The organism is Cytobacillus mangrovibacter (assembly GCF_042865275.1).
Lineage (GTDB): Bacteria > Bacillota > Bacilli > Bacillales > Cytobacillaceae > Cytobacillus > Cytobacillus mangrovibacter.
Genome location: NZ_JBIACJ010000001.1, coordinates 465,939 through 483,423 on the forward strand (window position 1 = coordinate 465,939; position 17,485 = coordinate 483,423).

The window sequence follows — 17,485 nt, forward strand, 5'->3', positions numbered from 1 at the left end:
GCTACTCTCCTTTCCCTACAAGATTATATAATTGCTGAATACTTTCTTGAAACGAGAGTTTTTCATGTGTTCCCTGTTTTAAAAATGAAATAATCGAAGGATATAGCCGGATAGCTTCATCAATTTCCATCGAAGAGCCTTTTTTATATGCACCAATATTAATTAAATCCTCAGCATTCATATACGTACTCAATACTTCACGCAGCTTCTCGGCAGCCTTCACATGGCTGGTTTCTACAATATTATTCATAACCCGGCTTACACTTTTCAACACGTTCACTGCTGGGTATTGACCTTTGTTTGCTAGCGCTCGATCGAGAACAAAGTGACCATCCAAAATTCCCCGGACCGTATCTGCAATAGGTTCATTCATGTCATCACCATCTACCAACACCGTGTATATAGCTGTAATCGATCCTTGTTCATTCGTGCCCGTTCTTTCTAAAAGCTTAGGCAAAATCGCAAAAACTGATGGTGTATACCCCTTAGTGGTAGGGGGTTCTCCGATAGCTAGTCCAACTTCTCTCTGAGCCATCGCTACCCGTGTGACAGAATCCATCATCATCATGACGTTTAAACCTTTGTCTCGAAAATATTCGGCAATAGCCGTTGCTGTAAAAGCTCCTTTAATTCTCATTAATGCAGGTTGATCAGAAGTAGCAACAATCACGATAGAACGACTTAATCCTTCAGGGCCAAGATCCTTTTCGATAAATTCCCGCACTTCCCTGCCACGCTCACCAATAAGGGCGATTACATTCAAATCAGCCGTTGTATTCCTTGCTATCATTCCAAGTAAGGTACTCTTACCGACTCCACTTCCAGCGAAAATTCCGACCCGCTGCCCAGTACCTACTGTCAAAAGACTATCAATCATTCGAACTCCAACATCAATTGGAGCAGAAATAGGCGGTCTTTGCAGCGGGTTTGGTGGTGCCTGTTCAGTAGGGACAGTTGAGAGCCCTTTTGGTAATGGGGACCCATCCAAAGGCTGGCCGATCGAGTCAATGACAGACCCTATTAACTGTGTACCCACCTTAATCTCTAAGGGCTTAGATGTAGCTTCTACCAGGCTGCCTGGTGAAATATCATTTATAGTTGTGTAGGGCATTAATATAACGTTTTCATCATTAAAGCCTACTACTTCTGCCATAATTATCCGTTTCCGCTTATGTCCAACATGTATATAGCAAAGGTCCCCAATTGAACTTTCTGGACCTTGGGATTCAATCATTAATCCTACTACCCTTTTTACTCGACCGTAACGTTTAAAAGTATCAAGCTGGTCAATCTGTTCCATTAAATCAGCAAGATTCATTAACACTCACCCTCTAGCATTTCAATAAGCTTCTGTTTAACCTCTTCAAGCTGGCTATCAATGCTAGCGTCAATTCGTCCATTAGCAGATTCAATGATACAGCTTGACTCCGATAGATCATCATTTGGATAAATGTAGAAATCAACATCTTTTGGAAACAGCATCATCATTTCTTCCTTGTTTGTAAGCAGGAGTTCATAGTAGACAGGATGAACATGAATCTGTATTTCACCTTTATCTCGAGATTCTTTCAATGCACGTTTAACGATAGATAAGAATTCTTCCTCATTATCTTGCAACCTCTTGCCAAGGATCTTTCCAGCAACTTTTAATCCTAGTTCTAGAATCACTCCTTCAGAGGAATCTACCTGCATACGATAATCCTTTTTAGCTAACTCTACTACCTTTACAGCAGATTGGATCACTTCATGGTACTCTAAGTATCCCTGCTGTCTTCCCTCTTCTATCCCCTGTGAAAAACCAGCTTGGCGGGATTGCTCAGCTATTGCTACTTTTTCAGCTTCAAATGCCCGTCTCTCTTCTTCCAATTTTCTGCGGATAATATCTGCTTCTTGCTGAGCTTCATTTAAAATCATTTCAGCCTGTAATTGTGCATCACTGATCATACTTTTTATATGAGTATCTGTCTCAGCTGAAGTAGATACTTGTTCTTCTTCTTGACTTATGTGTTCAAGAATCTTAATCGAAATAACCTTTTTTTCATTTTGGACGGGAGGAGCCCACAACGGTCCTTTAATTAATCTAGACAATAATATCATCCCCTCCGCCTCGAGCGACGACGATTTCTCCCGCCTCCTCTAAACGACGGATAATCGCAACAATTCTCGATTGTGCCTCTTCAACATCACGAAGTCTAACAGGTCCCATAAATTCCATTTCTTCCTTAAAGGTTTCAGCCATCCGTGATGACATATTCTTAAATAGAATATCTTTCACTTCATCGCTAGATACTTTAAGCGAAAGCATGAGGTCCTCGCTCTCACAATCCCGAATAACCCTTTGGATTGCACGACTATCAAGCGTAACAATATCTTCAAATACAAACATTCTTTTCTTAATTTCTTCAGCTAGTTCTGGATCTTGAATCTCAAGCGCATCCAATATGGTTCGTTCTGTTGATCGATCAACTCCATTTAGAACGTCAACAACAGCTTCAATTCCACCTGTTTGTGTATAATCCTGTGTAACAGTTGCTGAAAGCTTTCTTTCCAGTATTTGCTCCACTTCATTAATAATTTCTGGGGAAGTACTATCCATCACAGCGATCCTTCGTGCTATATCAGCCTGCATTTCCTGTGGAAGCTCTGATAATATCTGACCAGCTTGTGCAGCATCCAAATAAGATAATATTAATGAAATTGTTTGCGGATGCTCATTTTGAATAAAGTTTAATATTTGTGCTGGATCCGCTTTTCTAGCAAAATCAAATGGCCTTACCTGCAAGGAAGAAGTCAAACGATTAATGATAATCGCGGCCTGTTCATTTCCTAATGCTTTTTCCAGAACGGTTTTTGCATAACCAATCCCACCTTGAGAAATATAATCCTGTGCTAAGGCAATATTATGAAATTCCTCAAGAATTTCCTCTTTTGCGAAAGATTCAACTTTCCTCACACCAGAAATTTCTAAAGTAAGTTTTTCAATTTCTTCTTCACTTAGATGTTTATACACAGAAGATGCTACATCTGGACCAAGGGAAATTAAAAGTATAGCTGCTTTTTGCTTACCAGTTAGTTCTTTTTGATCTCTTTTTGCCACTATTCATTCCCCCTAATCTTCAGCAATCCATGTACGTAAGAGCTTTGCAAAGTCTTCCGGTTTTTCCTTTGCCATCTTCTCAAGCTGTTTCTTTCGCATCGTGCTCTCAGTTTCATGTTCTACATTAACATCTGGCACCTGTAATTGTTCTTCCTGTACAGCGAGGTCTTCCTCTTCCTCCACACGTTTCCTTTTGGCTCTAATATATAGGAAAATTAACAGTCCAATAATTACTAGAAGAATTCCTCCAACAATATAGGCCCACATTGGCATAACAGGCTTAGATTCAGTTGGAAACTCTACTTTTCCGTTAAATGGCTGGACAGAAACGACAACTTTTTCATTGATATCCTCTTCTGTCAATTCTCCATTACTTGCTTGTTTATCAATTGTCGTACGTACAATCGTTCCAAGGATCTTTGTAATATCATCTAATCTTTCCTGTGGAAGCTCCCCTTCTTCTGGAGGATTTACCATCACCTGAATACCTAAGTCTCTTACCTTATATGGACTTTCAACAATTTCTTTACGAATTTTGTTTACTTCATTATTAATTGTTTCTTCAATTTTCTCGTAATCACCATTTGCTCCATTGCCTTCTAGATAGCTGCTTCCAAGTGCATCAGCTGGATCTTCTCCTTGAGGAGTTCCTCCAGCAGCATCTCCATTTCCAGTAAAGGTTTCAGTAATTTTTTGGGCGCTAATTGCAATCCCTTCCATATCCTCTTCATTAACTGGAGTCACAAGGTTCTCTTCCCGATTTTCCTGAGTGAAATCAATATCAGTTGAAACTGAAACAACGACATTCCCTGGCCCCATTAATGTGCCAAGCATACTTTGTACTTGTCGTTGAACATCCTTTTCAATTTGTTTCTTAATTTCGTGCTGAGCAGCAAAAGTAGAACTTGGTGAAGAATTATCACTATCTTTTAACTCAAAATCCTCAAACAATTGGTTAGTTATGACGATATTATCTGTAGGCAGATTAGGAATACTTTTCGAAACCAAATGATAGAGTGCTCGAATTTGAGATTCTTCAAACTGGTGGCCTGGTTTAGTATTAAGAATGATAGCAGCAGACGCAGCTTCAGATGGGTCGCTGACAAAAATACCTTTCTCAGGTAAATTAATCATTACCTTTGCATCCTGAACACCATCAATCCCCTTCATAAGACCTGCTAGTTCAGACTGCATTGCATCTAACTTTAATACGTTAAATTCATTTTCAGTCATCCCAATACCAGCATTCTGACTAAAAAATGAATAATCGATACTGCCGGATTTAGGAATTCCTTCAGCAGCTAATTCAACTTTTAGTGTATCAACTACCTCTTCTGGCACCTTTATTGTCGTTCCACCATCAGCAATTTCGGAAGTGATTCCTCTACCGTCTAGATTTTCTTTAATTGTGCCAGTTTCAGATGGAGTAAGATTGCTATAAAGTGGCACTAGAGTTGTTCTTGTAGTAAGAAAAGATATTAATGCAATTATTATAATCAATAAAAGAGCTGAACCAAAAAGCATGATCTTTTGCTTTTTGGTTCGGCTACTCAAATATTCCATAGCTTTATCTTTATACCTTCGAAGCGATTCGTTCATTTCAATCCCCCGGTTATTCTGACTCAATTAAAGGCTGCTAATAACCGCAAATTATTAGTTCTTAGCTCAATTAATCTATTAAACTTGCATCCTCATTGTTTCTTGATAGGCCTCTATAACTTTATTGCGAATTTCTAATGTTGCTTGCATAGTAATACTAGCTTTTTGTGAGGCAATCATCACTTGATGCAAATCAACAGCCTCTCCCTTTACAAGTTTATCTGTCATTTTATCCGATTGAATTTGAGATTCATTTACTTTATCAATAGACTCCTTCAATACAGAAGCAAAGCTTTGCTGAGCTTCGTACGGTGTATATGTACGAGTCTTATTCTCAGTTTGAGGTTTAAAAATATTTGCAACTGGTTGAAATCCTACATTTTTCATTTAGTTCACTCCTTTACTTACCAATTTCAAGTGCCTTCATCATCATGCCTTTTGAAGCATTAAAGACTGTAACATTTGCTTCATACGATCTTGTGGCACTAATTAAATCAACCATTTCCCGTAAAGGGTCAACATTCGGGAGTTCAACATAGCCTTCAGCATTTGCATCAGGATGTTCAGGATTATATACAAGTTTAAATGGGGTTTCATCTTCTATAACCTTTGATACTTTAACCCCATTGCCAACGGATTGGCTATCACTTTTGTTCATTGCAACATTTAGAAAGCTAGAAAACTGGCCTTCCTTTGGTTGGAGTACAACTGTTTTCCGTTTATATGGCTGCCATTCCCCATTTACATAATTGGCTCTTGTTGAATCAACATTCGCCATATTTGAAGAAATTACATCCATCCGTAATCGTTGAGCTGATAATGCAGAGGCAGTATTATTCATACTATGAAAAATTGTCATGATTACTTCCCACCTCTAATTACATTTTGTAAACTAGAGAATTTACCACTCATTCTATCAATCAATGCATTGTAATAGATTTGATTTGTTGCCAAATCAGCCATTTCATTATCTATATCAACACTGTTCCCATTTTCATTGAATGATACATTTTTTCTCGTAACGATCCCTTGGTTTGAAGACTCACTAACTTTAAAATCAAAATGTCGATTATTTGTACGATTAGCAGCAAGTGATTGATTCACAGTCGTTTGCAATGTCTCTTTGAAACTGACATCCTTCGCTTTGTATCCCGGTGTTGCTTCATTAGCAATATTTTGCGAGATAACCTTTTGTTTAAGTGAAGAATAATTCAAACCATTTTCTAGTGTTGAAATCGTATTAGAAAATAATTTCATATAAGCACCTCATTATTATACATTTCAATGTTAAATTTATTAATAGAAATTGTAACATTTTGGTGATAAATACCGTAATTTGTCGATCTATATTTCATTGTAAAGAAAATGAAATAATATGTCCATCCACAACAGGATCTTTTCTCATGACATTGGACTCATTTTTATTATAAAAGTATAACTGCAGTTCTGATACAGGAAAACACTGTAAATAATTACGAATTTCCGAATTTAATTATTAAAGTCCATTAAAAACATATAAGAAAAATGCAAGTGCCTTAGTCGTTGTTGAGTAGGAAAGTATAGTGAATTTTTACCATGCACATGTATCTTTCACTTTGTCATGTCTTTGTAACAAAAAAAACGCCATCTATTAAAGATTGGCGCCTTTTGCAAGATAATTAATTTGATTTTAATTTTTCTAATTCCTGTAAAAATTTATCATTAAGTACTTTAATATACGTACCTTTCATCCCTAATGAACGTGATTCGATAACACCAGCACTTTCTAACTTTCTTAATGCATTTACAATAACTGATCTTGTGATCCCAACTCGATCAGCAATTTTCGATGCAACAAGTAAGCCTTCCTTTCCGTTAAGCTCCTCAAAAATATGCTCGATTGCTTCAAGTTCGCTGTATGAAAGTGAACTAATGGCCATTTGAACAACTGCTTTACTACGTGCCTCTTCTTCAATTTCTTCAGCTTTTTCGCGAAGAATTTCCATACCAACAACCGTTGCACCATATTCAGCAAGAATTAAATCATCGTCATGGAATTGCTCTTGTAGCCTTGCAAGAATAAGTGTGCCAAGACGATCCCCACCACCAATGATCGGAACAATTGTTGTTAAGCCATTGCTAAATAAATCTTTGTTCTCAACAGGGAATGCTGTGTATTGACTTTCAATGTCTATATTTGAAGAAGTTTCCTGGATATTAAACAAACTATTTGTATATTCTTCAGGGAATTGGCGATCCTCAAACATCTTTTTCATTCGATCATTTTCAATCTGTTGATTGGCAGCATAGCCTAAAAGCTTTCCTCTTCTGCTAACAACATAAATATTTGCTTCAATAACATCACTAAGTATTTCTGCCATCTCTTTGAAATTCACTGGTTTTCCAGCAGCTCTTTGAAGCATTGCATTAATTTTTCTTGTTCTTGTTAATAAATCCATTTTTCTTCCTCCTAAATGCTAAACACAAGTCCTATTTTTTCTTTTTATTATTGTTACCTTAACCTGTCTACCACTTTACTAACAACTTAAACCAATTTCTACAAAATGAATTGACTTAAATCTTTATTTCGTGAGATTGCTCCCAATTTTTCCTCAACATATTGAGGTGTAATAGCTATTTTTTCTAAGGTAATCTCTGGTGCTTCAAATGATAAATCTTCTAGTAATTTCTCCATAATAGTATGAAGTCGTCGGGCTCCAATATTATCTGTATTCTGATTTACTTCAAATGCAAATTCAGCAATCCTACGAATAGCATCGTCAGAAAATTCAATTTGTATACCTTCAGTTTCTAATAATGCCTCATATTGTTTAATTAATGCATTATCAGGCTCCACTAAGATATTAAAAAAGTCTTCAACAGTCAGCTTTGTAAGCTCCACACGAATTGGAAACCGCCCTTGTAATTCAGGAATTAAATCGGATGGCTTTGCCATATGAAATGCTCCTGCTGCCATAAACAAAACATGATCTGTTTTTACAGAACCATATTTAGTCACTACTGTTGAACCTTCAACTACCGGCAGAATATCCCTCTGTACCCCTTCACGTGATACATCAGCAGTTGAACCACCGCTATTTTTACTAGCAATTTTATCAATCTCATCGATAAAGATGATCCCAGATTGCTCAGCACGGAAGACAGCCTCTTGTGTGACTTCATCCATGTCAATTAACTTTTGAGCTTCTTCGTTTGTAAGAACCTTTCTTGCTTCACTGACAGTCAATTTTCTTTTTTTACGACGTTTAGGCATCATACCACTCAGGGCATCCTGCATATTCATACCCATCTGTTCCATACCAGACCCTTGGAGCATATCGAACATGGATGGCTGTTGTTCTTCCAACTCAACCGTAATCAGTTCATTTTCAAGCTCACCAAGTGCAAGTTTTTCTTTTACAACCTTGCGTTTTCCTTTAAGATCCCAATCATCTGTTGAATTATTTTCTTCTTCTGTTTGAACATTTCCACCACCGAATAACATTTCAAGCGGGTTTTTGTAATTAACAGATTTTTTATTTGATGGCACTAACAATTCAACAATAATCCGGTTTGCACTGTCTTCTGCCCGTTCCCTAACACTAGCCATCTTTTCTTCTTTAACAAGACGTACAGATGTTTCAACTAAATCTCTTACCATCGATTCAACATCTCTGCCTACATATCCGACTTCTGTAAATTTCGTTGCTTCAACCTTAACAAATGGAGCTCCGACAATTTTCGCCATCCGGCGCGCAATTTCCGTTTTACCAACACCAGTAGGTCCAATCATTAAAATATTCTTAGGGCTGATCTCGTCCCGAAGCTTATCATCAAGCAAACCACGGCGATATCTGTTTCTTAGCGCAACAGCAACTGCCTTCTTCGCATCCTTTTGACCAATAATAAATTGATCCAGCTTTTCAACAATTTGGCGGGGTGTTAAGTTCGTTCCTTTAACCATCGATTTAGCACACCTTCCCTTAAAGTTCTTCCACAATGATATTTGTATTTGTATAAACGCATATTTCAGCTGCCATCTCTAGGGATGCTTTAGCAATTTCATTTGCTGACAAATGTTCACCTGCGAAACGCTTTAAGGATCTTCCAGCAGCCAATGCATAATTGCCTCCAGAACCAATAGCTAAAACGCCATCATCCGGTTCGATTACTTCACCCGTTCCTGAAATAAGAAGCAAGCTTTCAGCATTCATAACAATTAGCATTGCTTCCAACTTGCGTAAAACTTTATCGCTTCTCCATTGTTTGGCAAGTTCTACAGCTGCACGTTGTAAATTCCCATTATACTCTTCTAGTTTCCCTTCAAACATTTCAAATAAAGTAAATGCATCAGCAACTGAGCCTGCAAATCCAGCAATTACCTTTCCATTAAACAGCTTCCTTACCTTTCTTGCAGTGTGCTTCATCACAACAGCATTTCCAAAAGTCACCTGACCGTCTCCAGCCATTGCACAATTTCCATTATGCTGGACTGCGAAAATAGTTGTAGCGTGGAATTGAGACATGATTAATCCTCCTTTTGCTTTATACCTATCGTCAAGTACTAGCCAACATTTTGCCTGAATGAAAGAAATCTCATTTTATGCCCTGGGATGATGGGTCATATATGTTTTTCTTAAATATTCATTCGTTACATGTGTATAAATTTGAGTCGATGACAAGAAAGCGTGACCTAATAACTCCTGAACCGTTCTCATATCAGCACCATTCCCAAGTAAATGGGTGGCGAACGTATGTCTGAGCATATGTGGATGTATTTTACCTGTTAAGGCTGATTGTTCAATCATTTTATTAAGGATCAATCTTATTCCTCGAGCCGTTAATTGACCTCCTCGAAAATTCAAAAATAAATATTCATTCGGAGAATCCCTTTTTGACATAAGGCTCTTTCGGCTATTGTGTATGTAATGCTCTAGGGCATCATGCGCAAAGCTTCCAAACGGAATATAACGCTGTTTATTGCCCTTTCCATGTACAAGCACTGTTGAAAGATACATATCAAGATCCTTCATGCGGATTTGACTGCATTCACTTACACGCATACCAGTGGCATAGAGTAGTTCTAGTAACGCTTTATTTCGTTGCCCTAATAAAGTTTCCGTCTCACAAGCATTAAATAAAGCTTGCATTTCTTCTTCATAAAAAAATTCAGGAAGCTTTTTCTCGGCTTTCGGAATAGAAGCCAACGCAAAAGGGTTTTCTGCAACCAGACCCTCTCTAACCAAAAACTTAAAGAAACTTCGAAGGCAGGAGATTTTCCTCGCAACCGTCCGTCTTGCAAATTTTTCATTGTACAGTCTTGTTAAATAAATCCGAACATCAAAATACTTAACTTCATTAAGTGTTTCAATTGTTTGTTCAGACATGAACATAAAGAATTCTCTAATGTCATGGTGATAATGCTCAATAGTATATTGTGAATAATTTTTCTCAATTTGTAAATATTCAATAAACAAAGTTAACGAATTGTTCACATTTAGATCCATTACACCACCTCACAAGGGCTTCTAAATAGTATCATATTTTAAAAGCCCATGCAATTAAATTCCCTTATTTTTCAAAAAGTTCTGAATTGTTTCTAAAGCTCTTGATGCATGCTGTTCATTTCTTTCTTTTTTCCCTTTAATTTTCATAGGAAGATCCGGGAGCAAACCGAAATTTGCATTCATCGGCTGAAAGCTCTTTTCATTTGCAGAAGTTATATATCTCGACATACTTCCGATTGTCGTTTCATGTGGAAATTCAAGCAGCTCTTCCCCATTTACTAACCGAGCAGCATTTATTCCAGCAACTAAACCGCTTGCTGCCGACTCCACATAACCTTCTACTCCGGTCATTTGCCCAGCAAAAAATAGATTATCTCGATTGATAAATTGGTAAGTAGGACGTAATACTTTAGGTGAATTAATAAAAGTATTACGGTGCATTACCCCATAACGAACAATTTCGGCATTTTCCAATCCAGGTATTAATTGAATGACTTCCTTTTGCGGCCCCCATTTTAAATGAGTTTGGAATCCAACGATATTATACAGTGTTCCCGCTGCATCGTCCTGGCGAAGCTGGACAACTGCAAATGGCCTTTTCCCTGTTTTCGGATCCTCTAAACCTACTGGCTTCATCGGTCCGAACAACATCGTTTTCTTTCCTCTCCCAGCCATTACTTCGATCGGCATACAACCTTCAAAAAAGATCTCTTTTTCAAATTCTTTTAATGGAACCGTTTCAGCAGAAATCAATGCCTCATAAAATTTATCGAATTCTTCTTCTGTCATTGGACAGTTCAGGTACGCTGCTTCCCCTTTATCATATCGTGACTTTAAATATACCTTATCCATATTAATTGATTCTTTTTCAATAATAGGAGCGGCCGCATCATAAAAATACAAATAGTCTTCCCCAGATAACTCTTTTAACTTTGCCGACAATGCTTCACTAGTAAGCGGTCCTGTCGCAATAATAGTTGGGCCTTCAGGAATCTCTGTCACTTCTTCAGAAAAGACAGTCACATTCGGATGATTCCTTACTTTTTCCGTAACTAAAGCGGCAAACTCATGTCGGTCTACTGCTAAAGCACCTCCTGCTGGAACTGCACAAGCATCAGCAGAATTGATAATAACCGAATTCAATTTTCTCATTTCCTCTTTAAGGACACCTACCGCATTTGTTAGCGTGTTCGCCCTTAACGAGTTGCTGCATACTAGTTCAGCAAATTTGTCCGTATGGTGGGCTGGTGTTTGTTTCACTGGCCGCATTTCGTATAGACGTACTTGAATGCCACGATTAGCAATTTGCCATGCAGCCTCACTTCCAGCTAATCCAGCACCAATTACATTCACTGCTATTTCATTCATTTTATATGAACCCCCAGATATGTATATGCTTAATTACTCTATCAAAAAAACTCTTTCTTACTTTTCCCTCTTTAACAACCATCTTGCATTCTACATTACGAATTAAAAATAAAAAAGTTTCATGCTTACAAGAAAAGCGGAAGCGGCTTGCTCAGGGGCGACAAGCATAAGACAAGCTGGCAGAAAGGTTGTTCTTTAACCTTTTTGTCAGATTGGCTTATGACCTCGAGCCCCTAGCCGCTGGAGCTAGACAACTCGAAAAGCGCAAGCGGCTTGTTCACCCCCGACAAGCATAAGACAAGTAGAAAAGAGTGAGCCATTAAGCCCACCCTTAACTTTGCTTCTCTTCCTTGTAGTCACATTCTACACATTGCACTTGGACACCTTTTTTCAGCTTCTTTTCTACAAGAAGGTTTTCGCATTTTGGACAACTGCGTGGCAAAGGTTTGTCCCAAGAAATAAAGTCGCATTCAGGGAACCGGTCACATCCATAAAAAATCCGGCGTTTCTTACTTTTTCTTTCTATTATATTACCTTCATTACATTTCGGGCACTTTACACCAATCTCTTTAACAATCGCTTTTGTATTGCGACAATCTGGGAAATTGCTGCATGCCATAAACTTACCGTATCGGCCCATTTTAAATACCATCGGGTTTCCGCAATGTTCACAATCTTCACCAGCAGGTTCATCCTTAATTTCTACTTCTTGCATTTCTTTTTCTGCCTTTTCTAGATGCCTTTCAAAATCACCGTAAAAGTCATCAATAATTTGAACCCAATTGACTTTTCCTTCTTCAATATGGTCCAGATCCTTTTCCATTTTAGCAGTAAATTCAATATCAAGAATATCAGGGAAAAACTCAAGAATTAATTCTAAAACAATCTCACCCAGCTCTGTTGGTATAAATCTTTTATTATCTAGAGCTACATATCCTCGCTTTTGGATTGTATCCAATGTAGGGGCGAAAGTAGAGGGACGGCCAATGCCACGCTCCTCTAATGTTTTAACAAGTCTTGCCTCCGTATATCTTGGTGGCGGCTGAGTAAAATGTTGTTTTGGTTCAATATCCTTTTTTAGAATGATATCCCCTTCTTGAAGATCGGGAAGCATCTTATCTTTTTCCTCATTCGAATCATCAGTGCCTTCAACATAAACCTTCATAAATCCTGGGAATTTCACTTTAGAACCAGTAGCTCTAAAAATAACATTTTCATTTTTCAAATCGACACTCATTGTATCCATAATCGCTGAAGCCATTTGGCTAGCTACAAAACGTTCCCATATGAGCCGATAAAGACGAAGCTGATCTCTTGAGAGATATTCCTTTAGGCTTGACGGTTCTTTCAATATACTAGTCGGACGTATCGCTTCATGGGCGTCTTGGGTATTTGATTTTTTCTTTTCCTTTTTCTTGTCTGTTGCTAAGAACTCTTTTCCATAGGATTGTTCAATATATTGGGAAGCTTCACCTTGGGCAACTTCTGAAATACGAGTAGAATCTGTTCTCATATATGTGATTAATCCAACAGTTCCTTCCTTGCCAAGGTCTATCCCTTCATAAAGCTGCTGTGCAAGCATCATTGTCTTTTTTGCCCGGAAATTTAATTTCCTTGCCGCTTCTTGCTGAAGAGAAGAAGTAGTGAAAGGTGATGCAGGATTTCGTTTTCGCTCTTTTTTGGTTACAGATGAAACTTGAAACTTATTGCCTTTCATCTTACCAAGTACATTTTCTACTTCTTCTTCAGATCTCAATTCAAGCTTTTCATTATCAATCCCATAAAATGTTCCTTCAAATGACTCTTTCCCTTTAAGAAACTCCCCATCAATGGACCAGTACTCTTCAGGAATAAAGGCTTTAATTTCCTTCTCCCTATCAATGATTAAGCGGACAGCTACCGATTGAACCCGTCCTGCGCTTAAACCCTTTTTTACTTTCTTCCATAATAAAGGACTTATATTATAACCAACAAGTCGATCGAGAACTCTTCTCGCTTGTTGCGCATCAACTAGATCCATATTTATTGGTCGAGGGTGCTTAAACGATTCTTTAATTGCATCCTTTGTAATTTCATTAAAAACGACTCGGCAATCGGATGTGACATCCATATTTAAGCTATGAGCCAAATGCCAGGCAATTGCCTCACCTTCACGATCCGGGTCAGCTGCCAGATAGATTTTTTTTGCTTTTTTGGCTGCTGTCTTTAATTCTTTTAAAACAGGACCCTTACCGCGGATAGTTATATATTTTGGTTCAAAATGATTTTCTTTATAAACACCCATTTGGCTTTTTGGTAAATCACGAATATGGCCCATAGATGCTCTTACCTTATATTTTTTTCCAAGATAGCGCTCAATCGTCTTTGCCTTCGCGGGAGACTCAACGATTACAAGAAACTCTGACATTAATAGTCCTCCTTAAGAGGGATTTTTAGAAAATACTGCTAGTTCTTAGTGTTTATTCGCATGTATGAAACGATTGATCAATCGTATTAATTCAATATATATAAGATCTGGGCAAATGACTGCCACTGAAAAATGATTATAGCCTATTTTTCATCTAAATGTATATTTTTTTATTGTATGCATGAAATACTCACTATTATTGTACATATTTTGCGTATTTGTCAAACATTATCTTAATTTGAAAAATACTTTTCATAAAATGCTTTTATACTTTAACATAAATCTTTCATTAAATCTAAAGAATATGTTTTTTAGAAATTATACAACAATTCAAAGAAAATAATACATAAAGATTAATATATTAATTCTTCTAAGATGTCTTCCGGCGTTTGAATGAGCTTTGCCCCTTGCTGAATGAGTTCATTTGTTCCCGAAGAGTGTATACTAAAAATATTTCCTGGGAGAGCAAATACTTCTCTTCCTTCCTGTACTGCAAAATTCGCAGTTATTAATGAGCCACTTTTACTTTTTGCCTGAACAACTAATGTTCCTCTGCTTATTCCGCTTATCACCCGATTCCTCATGGGGAATTGCCATCTTTCTGGTTTAGTATCAGGTGGATATTCAGAAATAATTAAATGATTTTTCATCATTTCAGAAGCAAGCCTTTTATTTGTTTGCGGATAAATATGAAAAAATCCTCCAGCAATTACACCGATTGTTTTCCCCCCATGATTTATTGCGGAATGATGAGCGACTGTGTCAATGCCTGCAGCCAGCCCACTAACTATCACAATTCCTTTTTCAATTAATTTAGGGAATAAGTAATTGATCGCATTTTCTCCATACTCGGTAAACCGCCTTGACCCAACAACAGCTAAATGTTTTTCTTTCTTCAATAAGGACACATCACCTTTTGCATACAGAACCCACGGAGGCTGATAAGTTTCCTTTAGTAATACGGGATAATCATCATCAAAAATAGTGATCATTCGAATGCCTATTGAGGAGTATTCACGAATTTGTTTATAAATATGGTCGGATTGAAGGTCAGCTAGAGCAGTTTGAAATGAGGATGGTTGAAGATTAAAGTTATTGCGCGTGTAGTGATAAAGTGACTTAAGCTCTGGATCCAGCTTTAATATTTTTAGAATTGCGGACCAGCCTATCCCTCTACAATGATGTAAATGAACAAGCCTTAATGTAAAGTCATCCATCTAAAAACCTCCAAAAAAGATATTTAATTTATGTAGTCATCTATCTAATGGGATTACATCTGACTGACGGGGATATAAAATGAGGGGATGAATAAATAGTCCCCCTTTTAGAGGGGACTAACTTAGATATTTCAGTTTATAATCGTACTTTTAGTGTGTCTTACATTGGTCATAAAGACCTTTTTCTTTAAGAACCTTAATTAACGTTTCACCCATTACAGATGGTGTATCCGCTACTTCAATTCCACACTCGTTCATCACACGGATTTTCTCATCAGCAGTACCTTTACCGCCAGAAATGATTGCACCAGCATGGCCCATTCTTTTTCCTGGAGGTGCCGTACGTCCACCAATAAAGCCAACAACAGGCTTTGTCATATTAGCTTTCACCCATTCAGCAGCTTCTTCTTCTGCTGTTCCGCCGATTTCACCGATCATGATAACCGCATATGTTTCAGGATCTTCATTGAATGCTTTTAAGACATCGATGAAGTTTGTTCCGTTAACTGGGTCCCCACCGATACCAACTGCAGTCGTTTGACCAAGGCCAGCCTCTGTTAATTGATGAACAGCTTCATATGTTAACGTTCCAGAACGGGAAACAACTCCCACATGACCTTTTGTATGGATGTATCCAGGCATGATACCAATTTTACACTCATCAGGAGTGATGACACCAGGACAGTTCGGACCGACAAGACGTGTTTTCTTGCCTTCCATATAGCGTTTCACTTTAACCATATCTAATACAGGGATATGTTCAGTAATACAGATCGCTAAATCTAGCTCAGCATCAACTGCCTCTAGAATCGCATCTGCTGCAAAAGGAGCTGGAACGTAAATAACTGATGCAGTTGCGCCAGTAGCTTTTACTGCTTCTTGTACTGTATTGAATACTGGCACGCCTTCTACTTCAGAACCGCCTTTTCCAGGTGAAGTTCCTCCAACAATTTTCGTACCGTACTCAAGCATTTGTTTTGTATGAAAAAGGGCTGTTGAACCCGTAATCCCTTGAACAATAACTTTTGTATCTTTATTAATAAAAACGCTCACGTCAATTCCCCTTTCTTATCGAAAATCGCTTAGCCAACTAAGGAAACAATTTTTTGTGCACCGTCAGCCATAGACTCTGCTGCAACAATCTCAATATCAGATTCAGCAAGAATTTTCTTACCTAAGTCTACATTCGTACCTTCCAAACGTACAACTAATGGTACTTGTAATCCAACTTGCTTGGCAGCTTCAACAACACCTGTTGCGATAACGTCACACTTCATGATTCCACCAAAGATATTAACGAAAATCCCTTTTACATTTGAATCAGAAAGAATAATTTTGAATGCTTCCGTAACCTTTTCAGCTGTAGCACCGCCCCCAACATCAAGGAAGTTCGCCGGGTCGCCGCCATAATGTTTGATGATATCCATCGTAGCCATCGCAAGACCCGCACCATTAACCATGCAGCCAATATTTCCATCTAATGAAATATAGCTTAGATCATATTTAGATGCTTCAATTTCTTTTGCATCCTCTTCTTCAAGGTCACGGTACTCTAGAATATCCTTTTGACGGTATAGTGCATTGGAATCGAAGTTTAATTTCGCATCTAATGCCATGACTTTTCCATCGCCTGTCACCACTAGCGGGTTAATTTCAGCGATTGAGCAATCCTTTTCAATGTAAGCAGTGTATAGGCTCAGCATAAACTTCACAGCTTGTCCGACTAATTCTTTCGGAATGTTAATATTGAAAGCGATTCGACGCGCTTGATATGCACTTAAGCCTACAACTGGATCAATTTCCTCTTTGAAAATTTTCTCCGGAGTCTTTTCTGCCACTTCTTCAATTTCCGTTCCGCCTTCTTCAGAAGCCATTAAAACAACGCGAGAAGTTGCACGGTCTAGTACTAAACCAATATAGTATTCTTTCTTAATGTCACAGCCTTCTTCAATAAGTAGGCGTTTTACTTCTTTTCCTTCTGGACCTGTTTGATGTGTGACAAGTGTTTTGCCGAGAATTTCATTTGCATATGTACGTACTTCATCTAAATTCTTCGCAACTTTAACACCACCAGCCTTACCACGGCCACCTGCATGGATTTGTGCCTTTACAACACAAACCTGTGTGCCTAATTCCTTTGCTGCTTCAACTGCTTCTTCAACTGTGAAAGCAACTTTTCCATTTGGTACTGCTACCCCGTATTTTCTGAGGATTTCTTTACCTTGGTACTCATGGATATTCATTTCCCATCCTCCTATAAACTCATTACAAAAATAGACTGCGCTTTCATTTTATAAAACTACACAAACCT

Annotated in this window: 16 protein-coding genes; all 16 read right to left on the minus strand. The window is 37.9% G+C overall.

Annotated features, from left to right (window positions below; translation table 11 throughout):
• Nucleotide 1: 1 nt before the first annotated feature.
• Complete coding sequence (gene fliI / locus ACFYKT_RS02305; protein ID WP_389214827.1) at nucleotides 2–1,318, minus strand: flagellar protein export ATPase FliI; 1,317 nt, start codon at nucleotides 1,316–1,318, stop codon at nucleotides 2–4.
• A complete protein-coding gene (fliH, locus tag ACFYKT_RS02310; protein ID WP_389214830.1) occupies nucleotides 1,318–2,097 on the minus strand; it encodes a flagellar assembly protein FliH in 780 nt (259 codons plus the stop codon). The genes fliI and fliH overlap by 1 nt, the downstream gene beginning before the upstream one ends.
• A complete protein-coding gene (fliG, locus tag ACFYKT_RS02315; protein WP_389214833.1) occupies nucleotides 2,081–3,097 on the minus strand; it encodes a flagellar motor switch protein FliG in 1,017 nt (338 codons plus the stop codon). The genes fliH and fliG overlap by 17 nt, the downstream gene beginning before the upstream one ends.
• Nucleotides 3,098–3,109: 12 nt before the next feature.
• The gene (gene fliF, locus ACFYKT_RS02320) at nucleotides 3,110–4,696 is read right to left on the minus strand and encodes a flagellar basal-body MS-ring/collar protein FliF (protein WP_389214835.1); all 1,587 of its coding nucleotides are present in this window, start codon (nucleotides 4,694–4,696) and stop codon (nucleotides 3,110–3,112) included.
• 78 nt (nucleotides 4,697–4,774) lie between these two features.
• Nucleotides 4,775–5,083: a flagellar hook-basal body complex protein FliE gene (fliE, locus tag ACFYKT_RS02325; protein WP_389214837.1), complete on the minus strand. Its 309-nt coding sequence runs from the start codon at nucleotides 5,081–5,083 to the stop codon at nucleotides 4,775–4,777.
• Between the two features lie 13 nt (nucleotides 5,084–5,096).
• Complete coding sequence (flgC, locus tag ACFYKT_RS02330) at nucleotides 5,097–5,555, minus strand: flagellar basal body rod protein FlgC (RefSeq protein WP_389214840.1); 459 nt, start codon at nucleotides 5,553–5,555, stop codon at nucleotides 5,097–5,099.
• Nucleotides 5,556–5,557: 2 nt separating this feature from the next.
• Nucleotides 5,558–5,953 carry a flagellar basal body rod protein FlgB gene (gene flgB, locus ACFYKT_RS02335; protein WP_389214843.1) on the minus strand — a complete coding sequence of 132 codons (396 nt, stop codon included), beginning with the start codon at nucleotides 5,951–5,953 and terminating at the stop codon, nucleotides 5,558–5,560.
• A gap of 401 nt (nucleotides 5,954–6,354) precedes the next feature.
• On the minus strand, nucleotides 6,355–7,134 hold the full coding sequence (gene codY, locus ACFYKT_RS02340; RefSeq protein WP_389214846.1) for a GTP-sensing pleiotropic transcriptional regulator CodY: 780 nt from the start codon (nucleotides 7,132–7,134) through the stop codon (nucleotides 6,355–6,357).
• A gap of 98 nt (nucleotides 7,135–7,232) precedes the next feature.
• On the minus strand, nucleotides 7,233–8,639 hold the full coding sequence (gene hslU, locus ACFYKT_RS02345) for an HslU--HslV peptidase ATPase subunit (RefSeq protein WP_389214849.1): 1,407 nt from the start codon (nucleotides 8,637–8,639) through the stop codon (nucleotides 7,233–7,235).
• Between the two features lie 19 nt (nucleotides 8,640–8,658).
• Nucleotides 8,659–9,201, minus strand: coding sequence for an ATP-dependent protease subunit HslV (gene hslV, locus ACFYKT_RS02350; protein WP_389214852.1), 543 nt, complete (start codon nucleotides 9,199–9,201; stop codon nucleotides 8,659–8,661).
• Nucleotides 9,202–9,276: 75 nt separating this feature from the next.
• Nucleotides 9,277–10,182: a tyrosine recombinase XerC gene (gene xerC, locus ACFYKT_RS02355; RefSeq protein WP_389214855.1), complete on the minus strand. Its 906-nt coding sequence runs from the start codon at nucleotides 10,180–10,182 to the stop codon at nucleotides 9,277–9,279.
• 54 nt (nucleotides 10,183–10,236) lie between these two features.
• A complete protein-coding gene (gene trmFO, locus ACFYKT_RS02360) occupies nucleotides 10,237–11,550 on the minus strand; it encodes an FADH(2)-oxidizing methylenetetrahydrofolate--tRNA-(uracil(54)-C(5))-methyltransferase TrmFO (protein ID WP_389214857.1) in 1,314 nt (437 codons plus the stop codon).
• Between the two features lie 331 nt (nucleotides 11,551–11,881).
• The gene (gene topA, locus ACFYKT_RS02365) at nucleotides 11,882–13,957 is read right to left on the minus strand and encodes a type I DNA topoisomerase (protein WP_389214860.1); all 2,076 of its coding nucleotides are present in this window, start codon (nucleotides 13,955–13,957) and stop codon (nucleotides 11,882–11,884) included.
• A gap of 353 nt (nucleotides 13,958–14,310) precedes the next feature.
• On the minus strand, nucleotides 14,311–15,174 hold the full coding sequence (gene dprA / locus ACFYKT_RS02370; RefSeq protein WP_389214863.1) for a DNA-processing protein DprA: 864 nt from the start codon (nucleotides 15,172–15,174) through the stop codon (nucleotides 14,311–14,313).
• Nucleotides 15,175–15,324: 150 nt separating this feature from the next.
• Complete coding sequence (gene sucD, locus ACFYKT_RS02375; RefSeq protein ID WP_389214865.1) at nucleotides 15,325–16,227, minus strand: succinate--CoA ligase subunit alpha; 903 nt, start codon at nucleotides 16,225–16,227, stop codon at nucleotides 15,325–15,327.
• A 29-nt stretch (nucleotides 16,228–16,256) separates the two neighbouring features.
• Nucleotides 16,257–17,417: an ADP-forming succinate--CoA ligase subunit beta gene (gene sucC / locus ACFYKT_RS02380; RefSeq protein WP_389214868.1), complete on the minus strand. Its 1,161-nt coding sequence runs from the start codon at nucleotides 17,415–17,417 to the stop codon at nucleotides 16,257–16,259.
• Nucleotides 17,418–17,485 lie beyond the last annotated feature (68 nt).

Coding starts and splice junctions, on each gene's coding strand:
- fliE (WP_389214837.1), bottom strand. CDS start 5,083: ATGAAAAATGTAGGATTTCAACCAGTTGCAAATATTTTTAAACCTCAA.
- codY (WP_389214846.1), bottom strand. CDS start 7,134: ATGGATTTATTAACAAGAACAAGAAAAATTAATGCAATGCTTCAAAGA.
- hslU (WP_389214849.1), bottom strand. CDS start 8,639: ATGGTTAAAGGAACGAACTTAACACCCCGCCAAATTGTTGAAAAGCTG.
- fliH (WP_389214830.1), bottom strand. CDS start 2,097: ATGATATTATTGTCTAGATTAATTAAAGGACCGTTGTGGGCTCCTCCC.
- trmFO (WP_389214857.1), bottom strand. CDS start 11,550: ATGAATGAAATAGCAGTGAATGTAATTGGTGCTGGATTAGCTGGAAGT.
- flgB (WP_389214843.1), bottom strand. CDS start 5,953: ATGAAATTATTTTCTAATACGATTTCAACACTAGAAAATGGTTTGAAT.
- fliF (WP_389214835.1), bottom strand. CDS start 4,696: ATGAACGAATCGCTTCGAAGGTATAAAGATAAAGCTATGGAATATTTG.
- hslV (WP_389214852.1), bottom strand. CDS start 9,201: ATGTCTCAATTCCACGCTACAACTATTTTCGCAGTCCAGCATAATGGA.
- sucC (WP_389214868.1), bottom strand. CDS start 17,417: ATGAATATCCATGAGTACCAAGGTAAAGAAATCCTCAGAAAATACGGG.
- fliI (WP_389214827.1), bottom strand. CDS start 1,318: ATGAATCTTGCTGATTTAATGGAACAGATTGACCAGCTTGATACTTTT.
- flgC (WP_389214840.1), bottom strand. CDS start 5,555: ATGACAATTTTTCATAGTATGAATAATACTGCCTCTGCATTATCAGCT.
- topA (WP_389214860.1), bottom strand. CDS start 13,957: ATGTCAGAGTTTCTTGTAATCGTTGAGTCTCCCGCGAAGGCAAAGACG.
- dprA (WP_389214863.1), bottom strand. CDS start 15,174: ATGGATGACTTTACATTAAGGCTTGTTCATTTACATCATTGTAGAGGG.
- xerC (WP_389214855.1), bottom strand. CDS start 10,182: ATGGATCTAAATGTGAACAATTCGTTAACTTTGTTTATTGAATATTTA.